This window comes from Streptomyces sp. NPDC059248 (assembly GCF_042753905.1).
Lineage (GTDB): Bacteria > Actinomycetota > Actinomycetes > Streptomycetales > Streptomycetaceae > Streptomyces.
In genome coordinates this window covers 870-23,074 of sequence record NZ_JBHYZV010000099.1, presented here as the reverse complement: position 1 = coordinate 23,074, position 22,205 = coordinate 870, and the positions used below count along the sequence as shown (strand labels likewise).

Here is a 22,205-nt window from a genome sequence, read left to right as displayed (position 1 = left end):
GCCTTGCGGGACGTGGTCCCGCAAGGCCCGGCCGGGGGCGCGGAGTTGACGCCGCCCGTTGACCCGGGCGAACCGGCGTTCCCCCGGGGCCGTACGGCCCCGGGGACGGCCGCGGAGGGCGTCTCGCGACACACGGGGGCTCAGCCGATGAGCGTGCTCAGCTCGGTGTGGGGCAGGCCGTGCGCCTCGGCGACGGAGCCGTAGACGACCTGTCCGTCATGGGTGTTGAGACCGAGCGCGAGAGCCGGGTCACGGCGCAGCGCCTCGACCCAGCCGCGGTTGGCCAGCTCCAGGATGTAGGGCAGCGTCGCGTTGGTCAGGGCGTAGGTGGAGGTGTGCGGCACCGCGCCGGGCATGTTGGCGACGCAGTAGAAGACGGAGCCGTGGACCGGGAAGGTCGGCTCCGCGTGGGTGGTCGGATGGGAGTCCTCGAAGCAGCCGCCCTGGTCGATGGCGATGTCGACAAGGACACTTCCGGGCTTCATCTTGGCGACCAGTTCGTTGGTGACCAGCTTCGGGGCCTTGGCGCCCGGGATCAGTACGGCGCCGATCACGAGGTCCGCCCCGACGACGGCCTTCTCCAGCTCGTAGGAGTTGGAGACGACGGTCTGCACCCGGGTGCCGAAGATCTTGTCGGCCTCGCGCAGCTTGTTGATGTCACGGTCGAGCAGGGTGACGTGGAAGCCCATGCCGACGGCGATCTGGGTGGCGTTCCAGCCGGAGACCCCGCCGCCGATGACGACCGCGCGGCCCGCGTGGGTGCCCGGGACGCCGCCCGGCAGCACCCCGCGGCCACCGGCCGAGCGCATCAGGTGGTAAGCGCCGACCTGCGGGGCCAGCCGGCCCGCGACCTCGGACATCGGGGCGAGCAGCGGCAGCTGGCGGTTGGCGGTCTCGACGGTCTCGTACGCGATCGCGGTGGTGCCGGACTCCAGCAGCGCGTCGGTGCACTCGCGGGAGGCCGCGAGGTGGAGGTAGGTGAAGAGGGTCTGGTCCTTGCGGAGGCGGTGGTACTCCTCCGCGATCGGCTCCTTGACCTTGAGCAGCAGATCGGCCGTGGCCCAGACCTCGTCGGCGGTCGGCAGGATCACGGCTCCGGCGGCGGCGAACTCCTCGTCGGTGATGGAGGAGCCGGCACCGGCGTGGCGCTCGACGAACACCTGGTGGCCGTGGCGCACCAGCTCGTGCACACCGGCGGGGGTGATCGCCACCCGGAACTCGTTGTTCTTGACCTCGCGGGGGATGCCGACCTTCACGTCGATCACGGTCCTTGGCTCAGGGGAAAAGGAGGGTATTGCCTTACGAACCCGTACGCACAGGACGCAAGGGTGCACACCGCGAGATAACGCGATGGAGCCAGTATTAATGAAGGGTTTCCCGCTGTCTAGCCTTGCAAACCTTTATTTCATTCCGGGGCCACTACGGATTTCGTAGGCGGAACGAGCGATACCCCTTCGTTCACACTCCCTGACCGATGGCACCCCGTGCCACTCCCGTCCCCTCCGTACCGGCGCCGGCACCGCCACCGCCTCCGGCGCCGCGCTCCGGCCCCGCCGCCTTCCGCGCCCCGCCCGTGCCGTCCCCGCCCGCCGCGGCACTCGGTGACCCCGTACCGGCACCGGGTTCCGTCGTCTCGTCCGCCGCTTCCAGCAGCCGCTCCGCGCCGGAGCGCTGCAACCGGGCCGCCGCCGGGTCGCCCAGCCGGTCGAGGGTGTCGGCGAGCCGGAGCCTCAGGGCGGCCTGGAGCCGTACGTCCCCCGCCTGCCGGGCCCACTCCACCGCCTCCCGGCAGGTCCGCAGCGACTCCTCGGGCCGTCCCGCGTACTCCTGGACCCGGGCCGCCTCGCTCAGCGCCCTGGCCTGCGACGGCAGATCGCCGGTCCGCCGGTAGGCCGCGACCGCGGCCCGCCAGCAGCGCAGCGCCTCCCCGTACCGCCCGGCGTAGGTGTGCGCGGTGCCGAGCCGTCCGTACAGCCGGGCCTCGTCGGCCCGCTCGCCCCGGGTCTGCCGCTGGGCCAGCGCCCGGCCGTACCAGTCGGCCGCCCGCTGCCAGTCGCCCAGCTCCTGCCAGGCGCCACCGACGGATTCCATCGCGCGGCAGATCGCGTACGGGTCGTTCGCGGTCCTTCCGGCGTCCAGCGCCGCCCGGTAGCGGGCCAGCGCGTCCTCGGTACGGCCGGTCTGCGCGTCGAGGTCCCCGAGGTTCAGCAGGGCGGCGGCGGCCTCCCTGGGCAGCTCGCGGCGCTCGGCCACATCGAGCACCAGCTGGTGCAGCAGATAGAGGTCCCCGGCGGCCGCGTCGGTGCCCCGGTGCGCCGCCAGCGCCCTGACCAGGGCCGCGACCAGCCGTCTCGCCAGGGTGTCGAGGCCGCCGTCCTCGACCGCGAGCCGGGCGGCGGCCAGCAGCCCGGGGCGCCGCAGCGCCAGCCACGCGGCGGCGGCCGGGGCGTCCGGGAAGCGCAGCGGGCGCGGCAGCGACTCGACGGCCGTCCGGGCGGGCGACCCCTCGGGCTCGGTGGCGGCCCGGCACGACTGGAGCTGCCGTACGGCCCGCTCCAGCATCCGCGCCCATGCCAGCTGGACCTCGGCGGGCTTGTCGTGGGTCTCGGAGAGCGCCCGCATCAGCGGCTCCAGCGCCCCCGGCACCCGGTACAACGGCCCCTCGCGGTGCAGCACCCCCAGCGCCACCAGGCCCTCCAGGGCCCGGTGCGCCTCGTCGGGGGAGCAGCCGCCGAGCGCCGACGCGATCTGCGCGTCCACGATCCCCGCCGGGGCCAGGGCGAGCAGCCGCAGCAGCCGGGCCGCGGCGGTCGGCAGGGTTCCGTGCACCAGCCGGAACGCCCGGGACATCGGGCGCGCCGACTGCGGCACCTCGTCGTCCTCGGGCAGCGCCCGCAGCTGCCGGGTGGCGTCCGAGACCGATACCTGGGGCCGGGCCGCGAGCCAGCCGCCGACCATCACCAGGGCGGCGGGCTGACCCGCGCACTCCTCGGCGACGGATTCCGCGGCCTGCGGGTCGACGGTGATGCGTACGGAGCCGGTGAAGGTGGTCAGCAGCTCGATGGCGGCCTTGGGGTCGAGCCCGCCGACCGTGCACGGACGCACCCCGGGAATCCCGGTCAGCGGTCCCGAGCCGGCCACCACCAGCAGACAGTCCGGGTCGTCGGGGAGCAGCGCGTCGACCTGTTCGGCGTCGGCCGCGTCGTCGAGGAGGAGCAGGATTCCGCGCCCGGCCAGGCTCTCCCGTACCAGCTGTGACAGTTCGTCCTCGGCCGCGCCGGGCGGCGCCGCCACGCCCAGGGCGTCGAGGAGTTCCCGGGCGGTCTCGTCGGTGGGGACGGCCCGGCCGCCGGGTTCGGTGAGCCGGGCCCGCAGCACCCCGCCGGGATAGCGCCCGGCGAGCCGGGCGACGAGCTGCCGGGCCAGCGCGCTGCGCCCCGAGCCCGGCCGTCCGGCGATCAGCAGGACCCGGGCCCGGGGCGCCTTGCGGCCCGCGATGGTGTCGAGCCCGGCCCGTTCCACATCGGCCAGCAAGGAGGCCAGCTCCCGCTGACGACCGAAGAACGGCCCCGGGGATCCGGAGGACGCACCGGTTCGACCGACCGCGTCCACCGCCTGATCCGTCGCCTGATCCGTCACGGGCCACGCTCCCGTTCAGTCCGTGCACTCTCGCCGAGCCCGGCGGGAATCCGCACGGGCGTTCCGAGCGTAGTTCACTCTCTGCGACGAACCGGTACCCGCAGCCCCGGTACTTCACCTGATCGGATCAGTAAGATCAGCAGATCATCTGACTGGATGACCAATGACTCCGGTGGAGGGTCCCTCCGGCGGGGGAACGTGACAGCGCGGCCGGCCTCGCCCGGCGCGGATCAGGCGTCGAAGGGGCGGGCGGGCCACGGCGCCCCGGCCGGGCGCAGCGCGTCGAAGCCTTCGGCGGCGCGGGCGGCGACCGCCGACATCACCCCGACCACCAGGCAGTTGTTGTGCAGCTCCCCGGCGAGTACCCCGCGGACCAGCTCGGTCAGCGGTACCCGGGCCAGCTCCATGTCCGCCTCCTCTTCGGAGACGTCGAACCGCGCGCCTTCGACGGGCGACAGATCGCGGGCGAGGAAGATCCGTACCGCCTCGTCGCAGCCGCCGGGCGTGGTGTACACATCCGTGAGCACCCGCCAGTCCCCGGCCTTGACGTGCGCCTCCTCGTACAGCTCGCGCTGCGCGGCGTGGAGGGGGTTCTCCCCCGGTACGTCGAGGAGCCCGGCCGGGATCTCCCACAGCCGCTGCCGTACGGGGTGCCGGTACTGGCGCACCAGCACGACCCGGTCCTCCTCGTCGAGGGCGAGGACCGCCACCGACCCGGGATGGACCTGGTAGTCACGGCGGACCACCGAGCCGTCGGGCATCACGACCTCATCGGTGCGGACGCTCGTCTTGTTGCCCCGGAAAGGGGTGGTGGTCGCGGTGACCCGCCACTCCTCCGGTGTGTCCACGACGGCCCCGGCCTCCGCCGCCGCTCCGGTCGTCTCGTCTCTCATCCCGGCCCTCCCGCACAGTCGATCGGGGTACGGGCCACCAGTCGGGCCCGTACCCCGGTCCACCGTAACGCCTTGATCGTCAGGCGCCGGACTTCCGCTCCACCGCGGCCTTCACCAGACCCGCGAAGAGGGGGTGCGGACGGGTCGGACGGGACCGCAGCTCCGGGTGGGCCTGGGTGGCGACCAGGTACGGATGCACCTCGCGCGGGTACTCCACGTACTCGACGAGCTTGTTGTCCGGGCTGGTGCCCGAGAAGACGATGCCCGCCTTGCGCTCCAGTTCCGCGCGGTAGGCGTTGTTCACCTCGTAGCGGTGGCGGTGGCGCTCCTCCACATACGGCTGGTCGTCGTAGACCTCGCGCACGATCGAGCCCTCGGCCAGCTTGGCCGGGTAGAGACCGAGCCGCATGGTGCCGCCGAGGTCGCCCGCGCCCTCCACATAGGCCAGCTGCTCCTCCATGGTGGAGATCACCGGGTGGGCGGTGGCGGCGTCGAACTCGGTGGAGTTCGCCTCGGCGATCCCCGCGAGATTGCGCGCGGCCTCGATCACGATGCACTGGAGGCCGAGGCAGAGCCCCAGCAGCGGGACCCGGTTCTCCCGGGCGTACCGGATCGCGCCGACCTTGCCGCTGACGCCGCGGTCGCCGAAGCCGCCGGGGACGCAGATCGCGTCCACGTCCTCCAGCTGCTGCTTCGCCCCGGCCGGGGTCTTGCAGTCGTCGGACGTGACCCACTTGACCTTGACCCGGGCCCGGTTGGCGAAGCCGCCGGCGCGCAGCGCCTCGGTCACCGAGAGATAGGCGTCGGGCAGGTCGATGTACTTGCCGACGAGGGCGACGGTGACCTCGTGGTCGGGGTTGTGGACCCGGTCCAGCAGGTCCTCCCAGACCGTCCAGTCGACATCGCGGAACGGCAGGTCGAGCTTGCGCACCACATAGGCGTCGAGGCCCTCGGTGTGCAGCACCTTCGGAATGTCGTAGATCGACTTGGCGTCGATGGCGGCGACCACGGCGGCCTCGTCGACATCGCACATGAGGGAGATCTTCCGCTTGATCGCGGTCGGCACCTCCCGGTCGGCGCGGAGCACGATCGCGTCGGGCTGGATACCGATATTGCGCAGCGCCGCGACCGAGTGCTGGGTCGGCTTGGTCTTCAGCTCACCGGACGGGCCGATGTACGGCAGCAGGGAGATGTGGACGACGAAGACGTTGTCCCGGCCGACCTCGTGCCGCACCTGGCGGACGGTCTCCAGGAACGGCAGCGACTCGATGTCGCCGACCGTGCCGCCGACCTCGGTGATCACGACGTCGACGTCGTCGGTCGCCATCCGGCGGATCCGGCTCTTGATCTCATTGGTGATGTGCGGGATGACCTGCACCGTGTCACCGAGGTACTCGCCGCGCCGCTCCTTGGCGATGACCTGCGAGTACACCTGGCCGGTCGTGACATTCGCGGAGCCGTCGAGATCGACGTCGAGGAAGCGCTCGTAGTGGCCGATGTCCAGGTCGGTCTCGGCGCCGTCGTTGGTGACGAACACCTCGCCGTGCTGGAACGGGTTCATCGTGCCGGGGTCGACGTTCAGATACGGGTCGAGCTTCTGCATCGTCACCCGCAGCCCCCGCGCCTTGAGCAGGGCGCCCAGGCTGGAGGCCGTCAGACCCTTTCCGAGGGAGGAGGCGACGCCCCCGGTGACGAAGATGTGCTTGGTCGTCATGGTGTTGGGCGGCATCGCCAAGAGGGGCTCCCGTGGTCGCGAGGTGAGGTGCGTACCGGCGTCCCTGCGAAGTCCAGAAGTGGCGTCGGGGGATGCCGTGGCTGCGGTTGCGGGGCTCCTGTTTCGACACAGGCGGGCCACCGGTCCACGGGGTACCAGGGTATCAGCGACGGGGGGCGACCGCTTCCGGCTACACACTCCGATCGGCGCGGTGCGCCCCCGCTCCCTCTGTGCGCCGTCCCGTGCCGATCCCGGCGCCCGCCCGGGTTTCCGCGCGCCGCCCGCCCCCCGCCCGTACCCCCTGCCACCCCTGCCGCTCCCCCCTGTTATTCGCCTTACACCTGGCTGACACCCGCTCCCACCAGCGGTTCACCCATGGCTCACTCGTTCGGATCACTCACGTTGTCGAGACCGCCACGCGGATGCCCGTACCGCGTCGTATCCTGCTCGGACACTCGCTCTGCTGAGCGATGCCGAGGGGCGCGCCAAGCGCATCAGAGCAGGGTGGTGATGGACGGCGGACGGGGCGGATCAGAACCGTGTTCCCGCACGTCAACCCGGACCCACGCTCGCGACGGAAGCGGCCCCGACCACCGCAAGCGCCCTTCGGGGCGGACGTGGCCGTTCGACTGGAGATGCACGTGGCCGGGCGCATCGAGGATTACGCACTCATCGGAGACATGCAGACCGCCGCGCTGGTCTGCCGGGACGGCACAGCCGACTGGCTGTGCCTGCCCCGCTTCGACTCGCATGCCGTCTTCGCGGGGCTGCTCGGCACCGAGGAGCACGGCTTCTGGAGAATGGGCCCCGCCCATGCCGACGAAGCCGAGCCCCCCGCCGCCGACCGCCGCCGCTACCGGGGCGACTCCCTCATCCTGGAATCCGAGTGGGACACCCCGCGCGGCACGGTCCGGGTGACGGACTTCATGCCGCCGCGCGACGGCGCCCCCCAGCTGATCCGGATCGTGGAGGGCGTCAGCGGGCGGGTGCCGATGCGCTCCGCCCTGCGGATGCGGTTCTCCTACGGACGGATCGTGCCGTGGGTCCACAAGGTCGACGGCCGTACGGTCGCCGTCGCCGGGCCGGACTCGGTGTGGTTCGACTGCCCCACCGACACCTTCGGCAAGGACCTCACCACCTACTCCGACTTCACCGTCGGCCCCGGCGAGCGGGTCGCCTTCACCATCTCCTGGCAGCCCTCCCACCACCGCCCGCCGGCGCTCCCCGAGCCCGAGGCGTCCCTGGAGGCCACGGAGGAGTTCTGGCAGGAGTGGGTGGAGCACTGTACGTACCACGGTCCCTACCGGGAGGCCGTGATCCGCTCCCTCATCACCCTCAAGGCCCTCACCTACGCCCCCACCGGCGGAATCGTCGCCGCCCCCACCACCTCCCTCCCCGAGGAGATCGGCGGCGTACGGAACTGGGACTACCGCTACACCTGGCTCCGGGACGCGGCGATCACCCTCTCGTCCCTGCTGCGCACCGGCTACCGCGAGGAGGCCCGCGCCTGGCGCGAGTGGCTGCTGCGGGCCGTCGCGGGGGACCCGGAGAACCTCCAGATCATGTACGGCATCGCGGGCGAGCGCGAGCTGGGCGAGGCGGAGCTGGACTGGCTGCCCGGGTACGAGAACTCCACCCCCGTACGCGTCGGCAACGGCGCCGCCCACCAGCTCCAGCTCGATGTCTACGGCGAGGTCACCGAGGCGCTCCATCTGGCCCATATGACCGGCCTGACCCGCAACGACTACGCGTCACTGCTCCAGCTCAAGCTGATCGAATACCTCGAGAAGCACTGGATGGAGCCGGACGAGGGCATCTGGGAGGTCCGCGGACCGCGCCGCCACTTCGTCCACTCCAAGGTCATGGCCTGGGTCGCGGTCGACCGCACCATCAAGCTCATCGAGGCCGGGGACGTGGACGGGCCGCTGGAGCGCTGGCGGCAGATGCGGGACGACATCCACCGCGATGTCTGCGACCGGGGATACGACAAGGAGCGGAACACCTTCACCCAGTCGTACGGCTCCAAGGAGCTGGACGCGTCCCTGCTGCTCATCCCGCAGATGGGCTTCCTGCCGCCCGACGACAAGCGGGTCATCGGCACCATCGAGGCCATCCAGCGCGAGCTGTCCACCGAGGACGGTTTCGTGCTGCGCTACCCCACGGCCGGTGAGGACGCCGGGGTCGACGGTCTCGAAGGCGACGAGGGCGCCTTCCTCGCCTGCTCGTTCTGGCTCGCCGACGACCTGGCGATGATCGGCCGCGTCGACGAGGCCCGCAAGCTCTTCGAGAAGCTGCTCGCGCTCCGCAACGACCTGGGGCTGCTCGCCGAGGAGTGGGACTCCAAGAACGGCCGCCAGGTGGGCAACTTCCCGCAGGCGTTCAGCCATGTCCCCCTGATCGACACGGCGCTGCGGCTCACCGCGTCCGGCGCCTACGGCGGATAGGAACAGCACGTCCGTGGAGATCCGCGATGAGTACCAGGGGGGCATCACCGTCCGCCGGGCGCTCGAACTGCCCGGACTGCGGTCCGGGCTCCCGGAGGTCGTCGCCGGGGCCGAACGGCTCAACCGGTCGGTGCGCTGGGTCCACGCGGGCGAGGTCCCCAATGTCGCCTCCCTCCTCAAGGGCGGCGAGCTGCTGCTGACGACGGGTCTGGGCCTCGGCGCCAGACCCGCCGAGCAGCGCGCCTTCGTCCGGCGGCTCGCCGAGCGGGGCATCGCGGCGCTCGTGGTCGAACTGGGCCACCGGTTCACCCGGCTGCCGTCGGCGATCGTGGACACCGCGCGGGCCGGCGGGCTGCCGCTGGTTCAGCTCCACCGGGAGGTCGCCTTCGTCTCGGTGACCGAGGAGATCCACACCGAGATCGTCAACGGGCACTACGCCCTGCTGCGCCGCGCCGACGAGGTCCACCGCCGCTGTACCGAGGTGCTCATCGGCGGGGGCGGCATTCCCCGGGTCCTGAACGTCCTGGCCGAGTTCGCGGGCAACCCGGTCTTCCTGGAGACCGCCGACGGCGAGCTGCTGTACGCGGCCGGACCCGGCGGCGACCGGGCGGCCGACCCGCTCCAGGTCTGGGAGGGGCTACGGGGCCGGCCGGAGGCCCGGCACACACCCCCCGCGGGCACCGTCCTCGTCGACGTACCGGGCGGCGGTCAGGGCGCCGGGGCGGTACGGGCCCGGCTCGTCCTCCCCGCGGTCGACGCGCCGCCGCACCCCGTCCACCGGATGGCCGCGGAGCGGGCCGCCGGGCTGCTCGCCGTCGTCCTGATGCAGGCCCGCCAGGAGGAGGAACTCGCCGCGCGCGGCCGGGGCGACTTCCTCACCGATCTCGCCGAGGGCCTGGTCTCCCCCGACGACGCGCCAGCGCAGGCCCGGCTCCTCGGATTCCGGCACGGCACCGGCCCCCTGCTGCCGGTCGTGATGCGCCTCTCCCCCGCGAGCGGCACCTGGGCGCCCCTCGCCCATACCGTCCTGGAGGAGTTGTCGGCCGTCGGTGTGCCGGTCCTGCTGGGCGTACGTCCCGTGGAGGGCCGCGTCCCCGTCCTGGTGGGGCTGCGCGCCGCAGCCGACCGGGACACGGTCGCCGACCGGGTCGCCACGGCCCTGCGCACCGGTGTGGAGCGCGCCGGGCTCGACCGGGCGGGGGCGCGTCCCCCCGTGGTCGTCGTGGGCCGCGCCTGCGACTGGAACACCCTCCCGGCGAGCCTCCGGCACGCCGGGGAGACCGCGACGGCCGCGCAGGGCCTGACCGACCGGCCCTGGTACGACGCCCGGCGCCTCGACATCGAGCTGCTCCTGTGGCGGCTGCGGGACGATCCCGACCTGGCGGCGTTCGTGGACCGCGCGCTCGGCCCGCTCCGTGACCACGACACGACGGCCAGGCCGCCGCTGCTCCCGACGCTGGAGACGTATCTCTCCCACACGGGCCGCAAGGCGGAGACGGCCCGCGAGCTGCACCTCAACCGCCAGACGCTCTACAACCGCCTGGCGCGCATCTCGGAACTCCTCGGCACGGACCTGGACGACCCTCAGTCCGTCCTGACCCTGAGCCTGGCCCTCCGCGCCCGTCGCCATCTCTTGTCCTGAGGGGCGCCGCTTCGTCGACCCCGCGTATGCGTCCGCGCCCCGCTTTTGGTTGCTCGCGCCGTTCCTCGCGCCCCTGAGAACACCTCCGGCACCCGAGGGTCACCGAAACGGCGCGTCACCGCCCCCGCGCAAGAGGCGCGGCCCCCGCGGGACCAGTTCGTCGTAGACGCTCAGGACGTGCGCGACCGTCTCGTCCTCCGTCTGCCACGTCGCCGCCTGCGCCCGCCCGGCCCGCGCCAGCGCCGCCCGTCGCACGGGGTCGGCGAGGAGGCCCGAGAGCGCGAGGGCGAGCGCGTCGGGGTCTCCGTACGGCACGAGTTCCGCCGCGTCGCCGACGAGTTCGGGGACGCCGCCGACCGCCGTGGCGACCAGCGGCACACCGAGCCTGAGGGCTTCCTGCGCGAGGACGGACCGCGCCTCCCACCGGCTGGGCAGCACGGCGACGTCCGCAGCCGCCAGCAGCTCCGCGACGTCGTCGCGCCGCCCCAGGAGCCGTACCGGCAGATCCTCCGCGTCGACGCGCCGCCGCAGCGCCGCCCGCTGCCGGCCCTCCCCGGCGATGAGGACCAGCGGCGCGGGTCCGGCGCCGACGGCCGCGCCGAGGTCCCGCAGCCGCGCGGCGGCGTCGAGCAGGACGTCGTACCCCCGGTGCGGTACGAGACTGCCCACGGTCATGACCAGCGGCCGGTCGACGGCGCCCAGTTCGGCCCTGGCCTTGTCGGGTGAGAGCCCGTCGCCGCCGCGCGGTACCGGCGACGGCGTGGCGACCGGGGCGAGCCGGGCGTCGCGGGCGCCCCGCCCGCGGGCCCGGTCGACGAGTTCGGAGCAGGTGCCGAGGACGACCTCGGCCGCCCGCGCGACCCGTCGTTCCAGCAGCCGCAGGGCGTGGGCGCGGGCCCCTTCGGCATGGGCGCGGGTGTGCCAGGTGACGACGAGGGGGACCGGGAGTCCGCCGAGCGCCACCGCCGCCCGCGCCCCGGCGTGCAGCCCGTGCGCGTGCACCAGGTGCGCGCCGCGGAACGCCGCGCGGAGCGCGCCGACCGAGAGGGGGTCGCCGCGCCGCGGCACGGGGGCGAAGTGGGCGCCCGTACCGGGGAAGTCGTAGTCGTGTTCCAGTCCGGCCGGCGCGCAGACGGTCACCCGCACGCCACGGGCCACCAGCCCCGAGGCCAGTGACCGGACGTGCGCGCTGCTCCCCGCGCTGCCGCCGCCCAGTACCTGGACCGTACGCAGCTGTGTCACCCGCCAAGGATGCCAGCCCGCCGGGGCGTTGCGGCAATGTGCGTGTACGGGGCCGCTACCCCTGGGGCCCGATTCACCCACACGGAGCAGGCGTACCGGCCGGCCGCCGTCTCAGCGGTCGCCGCGGGCGCTGGCCAGCAGCTCCTCGGCGTGGGCGCGGGCGGTCTGCGAGTCCTCCTGGCCGGCGAGCATCCGGGACAGTTCGCGGACCCGGTCCTCGCCTTCGAGTACGGTCACCCCGCTGCGGGTGACGGTGCCGTCGTCGGTCTTCTCGACCAGGAGCTGACGGTCGGCGAAGGCCGCCACCTGCGGCAGATGGGTCACCACGACGACCTGTGCCGAGCGGGCGAGCTTGGCGAGGCGCCGGCCGATCTCGACCGCGGCCTTGCCGCCGACGCCCGCGTCGACCTCGTCGAAGAGGTAGGTCGGTACGGGGTCGGTCCCGGCGAAGACGACCTCGACGGCGAGCATCACCCGGGACAGCTCGCCCCCGGACGCGCCCTTGGCGATGGGCCGGGCCGGGGCTCCGGGGTGCGGGGCGAGCAGCAGTTCGACCTCGTCGACGCCGTGGGGCCCGTACGCCACGGTCCGGCCGTCGATGCCGACCCCGTCCGGGTCGTCCTGCTGCCGGATCGCGAACGACACCCGGGCGTGCGGCATCGCCAGGGACGCCAGCTCCTCGGTGACGGCGGCGGCGAAGCGGTCGGCGGCCTCGGTCCTGACGTCGGTGAGCCGCCGGGCGAGACCGGCCAGCTCGGCCCGGACGGTGTCGCGCTCCGCGGCGAGGTCGCCGATGCGGTCGTCGTCGCCGTCGAGTTCGGTGAGCCGGGCGGCGCTCTTATCGGCCCAGGCGACGACTCCGGCGATGTCGGCGCCGTACTTGCGGGTGAGGGCGGTCAGGGCGGCCCGCCGCTCCTCGACGGCCGCGAGCCGCAGCGGGTCGGCTTCCAGCCGGTCCGCGTATCCGGCGAGTTCACCGGAGACGTCGGTGAGGAGGATGGAGATCTCGCCCATCCGTTCGGCGAGCGCGGCGAGCGCCGGATCGTGGGCGCGTACGGCGTCCAGCGCCCGGCCCGCGCCCGCGACGAGGGTCGTGGCGTCGACGCCTTCGGGGTCCTCGGGGTCGCCCGCGAGGGCGGCGTGCGCCGCCGACGCGGCGGAGGCGAGGGCTTCGGCGTGGCCGAGCCGCTCGGCCTCCGCGGCGAGTTCGGTGTCCTCGCCCGCGTGGGGCTCGACGCCCGCGATCTCGTCGAGGCCGTACCGGAGCAGATCGGCCTCCTGGGCGCGTTCCCGGGCCCGGGTGGTCAGCTCGTCGAGTTCGGCGGTGAGGGCCCGCAGTCTGCGGTAGGCGGTGGTGTAGTCGGCGAGCGGTCCGGAGAGCGCGGCGCCCGCGTACCGGTCGAGGGCCGCCCGTTGCCGGGCGGGCCGCAGCAGTCCCTGCTGGTCGGTCTGGCCGTGGACGGCGACGAGGTCGTCGGCGAGTTCCGCCAGCAGCCCGACGGGTACGGACCTGCCGCCGACATGGGCCCGGGAGCGGCCCTCCGCCGAAACGGTCCGGCTGATCAGCAGGGTGCCGTCGTCCAGCTCGGCACCCGCCTCCTCGGCGCGCACGGCCGCGGACGTGCCGGACGCCACCGCGATCCGGCCCTCGACGACAGCCGACTTCGCGCCGATCCGCACCAGGGCGGGGTCGGCGCGCCCGCCGAGCAGCAGCCCCAGGCTGGTGACGACCATGGTCTTGCCCGCGCCTGTCTCACCGGTCACCGCGGTGAATCCGGGGGACAGCTCGACGACGGCGTCGTCGATGACCCCGAGTGACCGTATCCGCATCTCCTCCAACACGGACACGACCATACGAGGTTTCCTGGCCGGCGCGCGACGCCGACCCCGTGCCGATATCACCGTCATCACCTGGTACGACCGGACAGCCGTGGCTCTATGCTCCGCTGATGCCGGAAAACACTTCACCAGAACTGGTGATCGCCTCCGGGCACGCGGCCGCGCGTTTCGACGGTTCCCGCCTGCTGTTCACGCACGGCCGGACGGCATGGGAGATACCGGTGGCGGCGGTCCGGGCGGTGGAGACGGACGGTCCCGGCCCGCGCGCGGGCGTCACGGTCCGGTTCCGGCAGGGCGTGGTCCTGCCGGAGGGCACCGGCCCCGTCCCCTTCCTGTTCCTGCCCGCGGAGCACGCGCACGCGGCCGAGGCGTTCCGGGCCCGGCTGGCGCGGGCGGTGGCCGACGCCCCGCCGGTGGACGCGGCGGAGGTCCGGATCTCGGTCGTCACGCGCCCTTCCCCGCTGCGGCGGATCCGCGACGCGGCCGACGGACGGCGGATCCTGTACGGGGCGGTCTGGCTCGGCTGGTTCGCGGTGGTCCTGAAGGTGACCCTGGCCACGGAGGAACCGGTCTTCGCGGCCATCCTCACCTTCCAGGCCCTGTGGATGGTGCCGGTGGGGTGCCGGATCGCCGCGGCCGGCGTACCGGCCCGCAGCCGCCCGCGGCGGACCTTCGCCCTGCGGCAACTGCGCCGCCGCGGTATCACCGTCCGGGGCAGGATCACGGGCTACCGTCCGGTCCGCGGCACCTACCAGCTCTTCCCCCTGTTGGCCTTCACCACGGCCGAGGGGCAGGAGGTCCGGGACGCGGTGTCGCTGCGGACGGTGTTCATCGACGACGAGACGGGCACGGCCGTCGACGTGGTCTACGACCCGGAGGACCCCACCCTGGTCACGCGCTCGGGCCCGCGCGCGTACTCCGTGCTCTTTCCCCTCGTCCTCGGCGTGCTCGTCCTGGCGACGGCCGTGCTGATGCTGTTCGGCGGCCGGGCCGTCGGCGGCTGAGGCCACCGAACCGGCCGACCCGAACCGGCCGACCCGGGCCGACGGGTCCGGCCCGGAACCGTCACTGCGCGGGCGGCGCCCCCCGCCAGCCCGCGATCGGCAGCGCGAACTTCGCCACCAGCCGGTCCGTGAACGACGCGTGGTGCAGCCGGGCCAGCCGTACCGGTACGGCCCCCCTGCGGACCTCCACCCGTGCTCCCGGCGGCAGTTCGACGGTCCGGCGCCCGTCGCACCACAGCACCCCGTGCGGTGTGTGCTCCTGCACCTCCACCGCGAGGACCGAGGTCGGCGAGGTCACCAGGGGCTTGGCGAAGAGGGCGTGGGCGCTGATCGGGACCATCAGCAGCGCTTCCACCTCGGGCCAGACCACGGGGCCGCCCGCCGAGAAGGCGTAGGCCGTGGAGCCGGTGGGGGTGGCGCAGACGATGCCGTCGCAGCCGAACGCGGTGACCGGGCGCCCGTCGATCTCCAGCACCACCTCCAGCATCCGGTCCGGGGAGTTCTTCTGCACGGCCGCCTCGTTCAGCGCCCAGTCGCGGTGGACGACGTCGCCGTTGCGGTGGACGACCACGTCGATGGTCATCCGCTCCTCGACCTCGTAGGCGCGGTCGACGACCCGGTTGACGACCCGGTCGAGGTCGTCGCGCTCGGCTTCGGCGAGGAAGCCGACCCGGCCCAGGTTGACCCCGAGCATCGGCACCCCGGAGGCGCGGGCGAACTCGGCGCCGCGCAGCAGGGTCCCGTCCCCGCCGAGCACGATCAGGAGTTCACAGCCGTCGAGGGCGCGCGGGGTCGCCTCGGGCACGGTCTCGACGGCCGGGGGCAGCGGCAGGTCCGCCGCCTCCGCCTGGAGGACGCGGACGCCGAGGCCGCTGCGGAGCAGCCCCTCGACCACGAGTTCGGCGCTGCGGACGGCAGCTTTGCGGCCGGTGTGCGCGAGAAGGAAGACGGTCCGTTCGTTGGTCTTCGCCGGTGTGGTCAACGAGGTCCCTCCGCCACTGCTCGATCGACGTCCGCCGGGTCCAGCTCGGGCGCCCCGGCCCGCAGCCAGAGGAAGTACTCGACATTGCCGGACGGACCGGGCAGCGGGCTGGCGGTGACGCCCAGAACGCCCAGTCCGAGGGCCGCGGCCTGGCCGGCCACGGTCCGTACGGTCTCCTTGCGCAGTTCGGCGCTGCGGACGACACCGCCGCTGCCGAGCCGTTCCTTGCCCACCTCGAACTGCGGTTTGACCATCAGCACCAGATCGGCGCCGGGTGCCGTACAGCGCACCAGGGCGGGCAGCACCAGTCCGAGCGGAATGAAGGACAGGTCCCCCACCACCAGGTCGACGGAGGTGCCGTCGAGGGCCTCGGGGGTGAGTTCGCGGACATTGGTGCGGTCCTTGACGGTGACCCGGTCGTCGCTCTGCAGCGACCAGGCAAGCTGTCCGTAGCCGACGTCGACGGCGAAGACGTGCGCGGCGCCCGCGCGCAGCAGGACGTCCGTGAAGCCGCCGGTCGACGCCCCGGCGTCGAGCGCGCGCCGCCCTTCGACGACCAGGCCGAGGGGGGTGAAGGCGGCGAGCGCGCCCGCGAGTTTGTGGCCGCCGCGGGAGACGTAGTCGGGGCCGTCTCCGTCGTCGGTGACCACGATCGCGGCGCCGGTCTCCACCTGGGTGGCCGCCTTGGTCGCGGTCGTGCCGCCGACGGTGACCCGCCCGGCGGCGATCAGCTGGCTCGCCTGCTCGCGCGAGCGCGCGAGTTTACGGCGTACCAGCTCGGCGTCGAGGCGACGGCGGGCGACTCCTGCCACGTTCGGTTCAGCTCCTGTGGTCGTGCGGGACGGGCTGCGCGGGGTGGTGCGCGGTGCGGTCGGGCGTGTCGAGCGCGCCCAGGACGTCGCGCAGACCCCGGTGTACATCCTCGTACACCTCCAGGTGTCCGTCGGCCGGGAGGTGGTCGGCGTCGGCGAGGCGCTCCAGGACGGTGTCCACCTCGGTGTTCCCGGTCGGGGCGCGCACCACGCCCAGCGGCGCGGGCGCGGCCGGTTCGTACGGGGCGACGGCCGGGACGCCACCGTCCGCGGCGGCCTCCGCCGGCCGTCCGCCGCCGTCGTGGGTCCCGCCCTCGTACGTCCCGTACGCGCCGTCGCGTTCGGGACCCGGGCCCGGGTCTCCGGGCGTCACGTCGTTCATGCCCCGACGCTACCCCGAAGGTGTGGGGTACGGTCGATCACGATGGCGACGAAGGAAGAGTGCCGCGAGGCACTCGGCAGACTCAGTGACAATCTCGCGCGGTCGGACGGCGACGTCCGGGCCGCCACGGCGCTCGACCGCTCCTTGAGCTGCCACATCACGGACTTGGACCTCACCTTCACCGGTCGGATCCGGGAAGGCGTGATCGAGGTGGCGGACGAGCACGAGGGCCCGCCGCGGGAGAAGGCCGCGATCCGGCTGGCGATGACGGGCGACGACCTCCTGGCGATGGTCGACGGCTGGCTGAACTTCGGCCGGGCGTGGGCGGCGGGCCGGGTCCGGCTGGAGGCCGGCTTCCGCGATCTGATGCGCCTGAGATCCCTGCTCTGACCGGTCGGCGGCCCGGCCGAAAACACCCGTCCCTACAGCTCCTTGACCGCCGCGACGGGCTCGGCCGGGGACACGACCGCGGTACGCCGCCGGGCCACGGGCACCACCAGGGGCGTCCCGGACTCGGGGTCCTCGATGACCCGGCTCCGTACCCCGAAGACCTCCTCCACCAGCTCCGCCGTGACCACGTCCGCCGGCGCGCCCTCGGCGACCACCCGGCCGTCGGCGAGCGCGACGAGATGGGTGGCGTATCGCGCCGCCTGGTTCAGGTCGTGGAGCACCGCGACCAGCGTCCGCCCCTGGGTCTCGTGGAGTTCGGCGCAGAGGTCGAGGACCTCCAGCTGGTGCTGGATGTCGAGGAATGTGGTCGGCTCGTCGAGCAGGAGCAGCGGGGTCTGCTGGGCCAGCGCCATGGCGATCCACACCCGCTGGCGCTGCCCGCCGGACAGCTCGTCGACATAGCGGTCGGCCAGCTCCCCGACGCCGGTGGCCGCCATCGACTCGCGGACGATCCGCTCGTCCTCCGGCGACCACTGCCGCAGCAGGCCCTGGTGCGGGTAGCGGCCCCGGGCCACCAGGTCGGCGACGGTGATCCCGTCCGGCGCCACCGACGTCTGCGGCAGCAGCCCGAGGATCCGCGCGACCTTCTTCGCGGGCATGGAGTGGATGGTCCGGCCGTCCAGCAGTACCCGGCCCTCGGTGGGCTTCAGCATCCGCGACAGGGCCCGCAGCAGGGTCGACTTGCCGCAGGCGTTGGGCCCCACGATCACCGTGAAGGAGTGGTCGGGGATCGCCACCGTCAGCTCCTCGGCGATGATCCGCCGGTCGTAGCCGAGGGTGACCGATTCCGCGGTGAGTCGCTGCATAGGGGTCGTACTCCAGGATCGAGGGCCCGCGGTCCGGCGGCCTGCTCCGGGCCACGGCCCCGTACGGACCCACACAACACCAATAGGAAGTTAGGTTAGCCTACCCTCCGACTCCTCCCGAAGGTCCGGCCGCACGGCGGCGGCCCGCCGATCCGGCCGGCCCGCTTCCCCGGCCGGCTCACCATCCGAGCCGGGCCAGCGCCTTCCCCGGGTCCGCGCCGTACGTCCCCGTACCGGCCGCCGTCCACGCCGCCGCGCACAGCGCCCGCAGCCCGTCCAGCGGGGCGCCCTCGCCGTCGAGGACGAGAGCCCCGTCCCGTACAGCTCCGGTCCAGCCGCCGCAGCCGAACCCGGCCGCCGCGTCACCGGTCACCTCGGGCTGCCCGGTCAGCAGTCCCCGCAGATCCGCGTCCACATATGTGGGCCGGTGCCGCGGCTCCGCCGCCAGCAGCCGCGCCGGGTCCGTCACCCCGGTCAGCACCAGCAGGGAGTCCACCTCCCCGTTGAACGCGCCCTCGATATCGGTGTCCAGCCGGTCCCCCACCACCAGGGGCCGCAGCGCCCCGGTCCGCAGGATCGTCTCCCGGTGCATCGGTGGCAGCGGCTTCCCCGCGACCTCAGGCTCGGCGCCCGTGGCGATCCGCACGACCTCCACTGCCGCGCCGTTGCCCGGCGCGATGCCCCGGGCGCTCGGGATCGTCAGATCCGTGTTGGACGCGAACCACGGCACGCCGCGCGCGATCGCGTAACACGCCTCCGCGAACCGCCCCCACGGCAGTTCGGGCCCGCCGTATCCCTGCGCGATGGCCACCGGATCGTCGTCCGCCGACTCGACCGGCACCAGGCCGCGTTCCCGGAGCGCGACGCGCAGCCCCTCACCGCCGATCACCAGTACCCGGGACCCGGCCGGGACCCGTTCGGCGATCAGCCGGGCCGCGGCCTGCGCCGAGGTGATCACCTCGGCGGGTTCGGCGGGCACCCCCAGTTCGGTCAGATGCCGCGCCACCTCGTCCGGGGGCCTCAGCGCGTTGTTGGTGACGTACGCGAGCCGCATCCCCCCGTCCCGCGCGGTCCGCAGCGATTCGACGGCGTGCCCGATGGCATGCCCGCCCGCGTACACGACCCCGTCGAGGTCGAGCAGGGCGGTGTCGTACGCCGTGCTCAGCGCCTGCGCGCACCCGTCCGGCCGGTTCCTGATCTGCCGCCCACTCATCCGTCAACTCCTCGCAACGCGGTCACTCCCCCGATCATCGCGCATCGCGGCACGCGCTTACGATGCTCGGATGAACAGCGAAGGTCCCGCGGCCACCGACGGCCTGCGTCTGCTCCCCTTCCGCGGACTGCGCTACGTCCCCGAACGCGTCGGCTCCCTCGCCGCCGTGACCTCACCCCCGTACGACGTCGTCGTCCGGCCCGACGGACTCGCCCACCTGGAGTCGTCGGATCCGTACAACATCGTCCGGCTGATCCTGCCGCAGGCCGGGACGGCCGAGGCCCGCCACCGCAGGGCCGCCGACACCCTCGCCCGCTGGCTCGCCGACGGAGTGCTCGCCGCCGATCCGGAACCCGCCCTCTACGTCTACGAACAGCGTCACGGCGACCTCATCCAGCGCGGCCTCATCGGCGCCCTCGCGCTTTCCGAGCCCGCCGACGGCGTCGTCCTGCCGCACGAGGACGTCATGCCGGACGTCGTCGCGGACCGCGCGGCCCTGATGCGGACCACGGACGCCAACCTCGAACCGCTCCTCTTCACCTACCGCGGCGAGGGCGAGGCCACCGGCGCGACGGCCGTCGTCGAGGCGGCCGTCCGGCGGCCCCCGCTGCTCGCCACCACCACCGAGGACGGCTTCGGCCACCGCCTGTGGGCCCTCACCGACCCGGCGGCGATCGCCGAGGTGGAGAAGGACCTCGCGGACCGCCAGGCGCTGATCGCCGACGGACACCACCGGTGGGCGACCTATCTGCGGCTGCGCGCCGAGCACCCGGATCCCGGCCCGTGGAGCTACGGCCTGGTCCTCCTCGTCGACACCGCCCGCTACCCCCTGCGGGTCCGGGCGATCCACCGCGTGATCCGGCGCCTTCCCGTCCCGGCCGCCCTCGCGGCACTGACCGCCGGGGACGCGTTCCGGGTACGCCGCGTCGACGGGCCGCTGCCCCGGGCGCTGGACGCCCTCGCCGACGCGGTCGCCGACGGCAACGCCTTCCTGCTCGCCGGGGACGGCTCCTTCCATCTCGCCGACCGTCCCGATCCGGCCCTGCTGGCGCGGACCGTCCGCGCCGACCGCCCCGAGGCGTGGCGCACCCTCGACGCGACCGTGCTGCACGCCACGGTGCTGGAGGAGTTGTGGCACGTACCGGACAGCCCGGACGAGATCGCGTACATCCATGACACGGCGGCGGCCGTCGAGCACGCCGAACGGCACGGCGGTACGGCGGTGCTGCTCCATCCCGTCCGTGAGGAGATCGTCCGCGACCTGGCACGCCAGGGCGTCACCATGCCCCGCAAGTCGACGTCCTTCGGCCCGAAGCCGGCGACCGGTCTTGTGCTGCGGAGCCTCGCCCTCGAGTAACGCGCTCGCGCTCGGCCCGCGTACGAACGAGAGGAGGGGCGGCCCCGAACGGGACCGCCCCTCCTCTCGTCATCTCATCACTCGCGCTCAGGCGTCGCGGCCGTCCGCGTCACCCCGGACGTCGCCGCCCTCGGACTCGTCCTCGGACTCGTCGGAATCGTCGTCGTCCGCCGCGTCGTCGGAGTCGTCGGACGTGTCGTCCGACACGTCGACGAACTCGACCCCGTCGATCTCCGCCAGCCGGTCGGAGGCGTCGGTCGCCCCGTCCTTGTCGGCCTCCAGCGCCTTGGCGAACCACTCACGGGCCTCGGCCTCGCGACCGGCCGCCAAGAGGGCGTCGGCGTACGCGTACCGGAGCCGCGCGGTCCACGGCTGTACGGAGCTGGACGCCAGCTCGGGGCTCTGGAGCGTCACGATGGCGGCGTCCAGCTGCCCCATGTCGCGCCGGGCCCCGGCCGCGACGAGCCGCATCTCGACCTGTCCGGCCTTGTCCAGCTTCTGCGTCTCGGGCTCGCCGGCCATCGCCAGCGCCCGCTCGGGCCGTCCGAGGCCGCGCTCGCAGTCCGCCATGACGGGCCACAGCTCGACCCCACCGGTCATCCGCCGCGCGGCCCGGAACTCGGCGAGCGCCTCGGAGTACTTCTGCGTGGCGTACGCGGCGAACCCGGCGGCCTCGCGGACCGCGGCGACCCTGGACGCCAGCCGCAGAGCCACCCGGGAGTAGGCGTACGCCTCTTCGGGCTCCTCGTCGATCAGCCGCGCGACCATGACGAGGTTGCGCGCGACATCGTCGGCGAGGCCCTTCGGCAGGCTCTGCAGCTCCTGCCGGATGTCCTTGTCGATCTCCTCACCGGTGACGTCGTCCGGGATCGGCAGCCGCTTGACGGGCTCGCGCTCGGGCCGGTCGCGGTCCCGGTCGCGGTCGTCACGACGGAAACCGCCGCCGGACCGGTCGTCACGACGCCCGTAGCCACCGCCGGGCCGTCCCCCGCGGTCCCGGTCACGGTCACGATCGCGGTCGTGACCGCCGCCGCCGGGACGCCCTGCGGGGCGACCACCGCGGTAGCCACCGCGGTCGTCGTCGCGGCGGAACGTCGACCGGTCGTCACGACGGAACCCACCGGAGCGCTCACCACCGCGGTCGTCACGACGCTCATCACGACGGAACCCGCCGGACCGGTCGTCACGGCGGAACCCACCACCGCTGGGACGGTCGTCACGCCGGTCGTCACGCCGGTCGTCGCGGCGCTCGAAGGAGGGGCGGTCGTCACGACGCGGACCACGATCCCGGTCACGGTCGTCCCGCCCGCCGCGGAACCCGCCACGGTCACGGTCGTCACGCCGGAAACCGCCGCCACCGCCGCCGGGCCGATCGTCACGACGCTCATCACGACGGAACCCACCACCACTGGGACGGTCATCCCGCCGGTCGTCACGACGGAACCCACCGGACCGCTCGCCGCCGCCCGTGGGGCGACCACCACGGTCGTCACGGCGGTCGTCCCGCCGGTCGTGGGAGCGGTAGCCGCCGCGGTCACCGCGATCGCGGTCGTCGTCGCGGCGGAACGACGGACGGTCGTCGCGCCGGTCGTCACGGGGACCCCGGTAGCCGCCGCCGGAGCGGTTGTCGTCACGACGGGGACCACGGTCGTCACGCCGGTCGTCACGGCGGAACCCACCACCGCTGGGGCGGTCGTCACGCCGGTCGTCGCGGCGCTCGAAGGAGGGGCGGTCGTCACGACGCGGACCACGATCCCGGTCACGGTCGTCCCGCCCGCCGCGGAAC

General features: G+C 73.6%; 17 protein-coding genes and 1 pseudogene. 5 read left to right on the top strand and 13 right to left on the bottom strand.

Going from position 1 to position 22,205, the window contains the following annotated elements; all coding sequences use genetic code 11:
* Positions 1-140: 140 nt before the first annotated feature.
* From ald to ACFXG1_RS29550, 4 genes are all read right to left on the bottom strand, one after another.
* A complete protein-coding gene (gene ald, locus ACFXG1_RS29565; protein WP_384745306.1) occupies positions 141-1,256 on the bottom strand; it encodes an alanine dehydrogenase in 1,116 nt (371 codons plus the stop codon).
* Positions 1,257-1,458: 202 nt separating this feature from the next.
* The gene (locus ACFXG1_RS29560) at positions 1,459-3,639 is read right to left on the bottom strand and encodes a tetratricopeptide repeat protein (RefSeq protein WP_384745302.1); all 2,181 of its coding nucleotides are present in this window, start codon (positions 3,637-3,639) and stop codon (positions 1,459-1,461) included.
* Positions 3,640-3,869: 230 nt separating this feature from the next.
* Positions 3,870-4,532: an NUDIX domain-containing protein gene (locus ACFXG1_RS29555; RefSeq protein WP_384714432.1), complete on the bottom strand. Its 663-nt coding sequence runs from the start codon at positions 4,530-4,532 to the stop codon at positions 3,870-3,872.
* 79 nt (positions 4,533-4,611) lie between these two features.
* Positions 4,612-6,261, bottom strand: coding sequence for a CTP synthase (locus ACFXG1_RS29550; RefSeq protein ID WP_384714429.1), 1,650 nt, complete (start codon positions 6,259-6,261; stop codon positions 4,612-4,614).
* Positions 6,262-6,887: 626 nt separating this feature from the next.
* On the opposite strand from ACFXG1_RS29550, the gene ACFXG1_RS29545 reads away from it, so the two are divergent.
* Positions 6,888-8,690 (top strand): glycoside hydrolase family 15 protein, encoded by a 1,803-nt coding sequence (locus ACFXG1_RS29545; protein WP_384714426.1) that lies wholly within the window; start codon positions 6,888-6,890, stop codon positions 8,688-8,690.
* 13 nt (positions 8,691-8,703) lie between these two features.
* Positions 8,704-10,332 carry a PucR family transcriptional regulator gene (locus ACFXG1_RS29540; protein ID WP_384745299.1) on the top strand — a complete coding sequence of 543 codons (1,629 nt, stop codon included), beginning with the start codon at positions 8,704-8,706 and terminating at the stop codon, positions 10,330-10,332.
* A 99-nt stretch (positions 10,333-10,431) separates the two neighbouring features.
* Here ACFXG1_RS29540 and ACFXG1_RS29535 read toward each other — a convergent pair whose 3' ends face one another.
* The gene (locus ACFXG1_RS29535) at positions 10,432-11,574 is read right to left on the bottom strand and encodes a glycosyltransferase family 4 protein (protein WP_384711580.1); all 1,143 of its coding nucleotides are present in this window, start codon (positions 11,572-11,574) and stop codon (positions 10,432-10,434) included.
* 111 nt (positions 11,575-11,685) lie between these two features.
* Positions 11,686-13,428 carry a DNA repair protein RecN gene (recN, locus tag ACFXG1_RS29530; RefSeq protein WP_384745297.1) on the bottom strand — a complete coding sequence of 581 codons (1,743 nt, stop codon included), beginning with the start codon at positions 13,426-13,428 and terminating at the stop codon, positions 11,686-11,688.
* 95 nt (positions 13,429-13,523) lie between these two features.
* Here recN and ACFXG1_RS29525 point away from each other — a divergent pair, with 95 nt between their 5' ends.
* Positions 13,524-14,417 carry a DUF3592 domain-containing protein gene (locus tag ACFXG1_RS29525; protein WP_384716591.1) on the top strand — a complete coding sequence of 298 codons (894 nt, stop codon included), beginning with the start codon at positions 13,524-13,526 and terminating at the stop codon, positions 14,415-14,417.
* Positions 14,418-14,478: 61 nt separating this feature from the next.
* Here ACFXG1_RS29525 and ACFXG1_RS29520 read toward each other — a convergent pair whose 3' ends face one another.
* Genes ACFXG1_RS29520 through ACFXG1_RS29510 form a run of 3 tightly spaced genes read right to left on the bottom strand, consistent with a single transcriptional unit; the run spans position 14,479 to position 16,593 of the window.
* On the bottom strand, positions 14,479-15,399 hold the full coding sequence (locus tag ACFXG1_RS29520; RefSeq protein ID WP_384745295.1) for an NAD kinase: 921 nt from the start codon (positions 15,397-15,399) through the stop codon (positions 14,479-14,481).
* On the bottom strand, positions 15,396-16,211 hold the full coding sequence (locus ACFXG1_RS29515; RefSeq protein WP_384716597.1) for a TlyA family RNA methyltransferase: 816 nt from the start codon (positions 16,209-16,211) through the stop codon (positions 15,396-15,398). Before ACFXG1_RS29515 ends, ACFXG1_RS29520 begins: the two co-directional genes overlap by 4 nt.
* 7 nt (positions 16,212-16,218) lie before the next feature.
* Positions 16,219-16,593 (bottom strand): hypothetical protein, encoded by a 375-nt coding sequence (locus ACFXG1_RS29510; protein WP_384716600.1) that lies wholly within the window; start codon positions 16,591-16,593, stop codon positions 16,219-16,221.
* Positions 16,594-16,635: 42 nt separating this feature from the next.
* Between ACFXG1_RS29510 and ACFXG1_RS29505 the strand changes: the two genes are divergently transcribed.
* Complete coding sequence (locus ACFXG1_RS29505; protein WP_384716603.1) at positions 16,636-16,983, top strand: sterol-binding protein; 348 nt, start codon at positions 16,636-16,638, stop codon at positions 16,981-16,983.
* Between the two features lie 32 nt (positions 16,984-17,015).
* Here the strand turns inward: ACFXG1_RS29505 and ACFXG1_RS29500 are convergent, their stop codons facing one another.
* Positions 17,016-17,849, bottom strand: a complete 834-nt coding sequence (locus ACFXG1_RS29500) for an ABC transporter ATP-binding protein (RefSeq protein ID WP_384716606.1) — start codon at positions 17,847-17,849, stop codon at positions 17,016-17,018.
* Between the two features lie 178 nt (positions 17,850-18,027).
* Entirely contained in the window at positions 18,028-19,062 is a 1,035-nt protein-coding gene (locus tag ACFXG1_RS29495; RefSeq protein ID WP_384716609.1) for an HAD hydrolase-like protein, read from the bottom strand.
* 70 nt (positions 19,063-19,132) lie between these two features.
* On the opposite strand from ACFXG1_RS29495, the gene ACFXG1_RS29490 reads away from it, so the two are divergent.
* Positions 19,133-20,419: a DUF1015 domain-containing protein gene (locus tag ACFXG1_RS29490; protein WP_384716612.1), complete on the top strand. Its 1,287-nt coding sequence runs from the start codon at positions 19,133-19,135 to the stop codon at positions 20,417-20,419.
* 87 nt (positions 20,420-20,506) lie between these two features.
* On the opposite strand, the gene ACFXG1_RS29485 is transcribed toward ACFXG1_RS29490, so the two are convergent.
* The gene (locus tag ACFXG1_RS29485; protein WP_384745304.1) at positions 20,507-21,295 is read right to left on the bottom strand and encodes a hypothetical protein; all 789 of its coding nucleotides are present in this window, start codon (positions 21,293-21,295) and stop codon (positions 20,507-20,509) included.
* A 36-nt stretch (positions 21,296-21,331) separates the two neighbouring features.
* A pseudogene (locus tag ACFXG1_RS29480) lies at positions 21,332-22,205 on the bottom strand (hypothetical protein); the annotation flags it as partial.

Bases quoted from the DNA above. Each gene is read 5' to 3' on its own strand.
- ACFXG1_RS29550 (WP_384714429.1), bottom strand. From the start codon at position 6,261: ATGCCGCCCAACACCATGACGACCAAGCACATCTTCGTCACCGGGGGC.
- ACFXG1_RS29510 (WP_384716600.1), bottom strand. From the start codon at position 16,593: ATGAACGACGTGACGCCCGGAGACCCGGGCCCGGGTCCCGAACGCGAC.
- ACFXG1_RS29555 (WP_384714432.1), bottom strand. From the start codon at position 4,532: ATGAGAGACGAGACGACCGGAGCGGCGGCGGAGGCCGGGGCCGTCGTG.
- ACFXG1_RS29490 (WP_384716612.1), top strand. From the start codon at position 19,133: ATGAACAGCGAAGGTCCCGCGGCCACCGACGGCCTGCGTCTGCTCCCC.
- ACFXG1_RS29500 (WP_384716606.1), bottom strand. From the start codon at position 17,849: ATGCAGCGACTCACCGCGGAATCGGTCACCCTCGGCTACGACCGGCGG.
- ACFXG1_RS29505 (WP_384716603.1), top strand. From the start codon at position 16,636: ATGGCGACGAAGGAAGAGTGCCGCGAGGCACTCGGCAGACTCAGTGAC.
- recN (WP_384745297.1), bottom strand. From the start codon at position 13,428: ATGGTCGTGTCCGTGTTGGAGGAGATGCGGATACGGTCACTCGGGGTC.
- ACFXG1_RS29525 (WP_384716591.1), top strand. From the start codon at position 13,524: ATGCCGGAAAACACTTCACCAGAACTGGTGATCGCCTCCGGGCACGCG.
- ACFXG1_RS29495 (WP_384716609.1), bottom strand. From the start codon at position 19,062: ATGAGTGGGCGGCAGATCAGGAACCGGCCGGACGGGTGCGCGCAGGCG.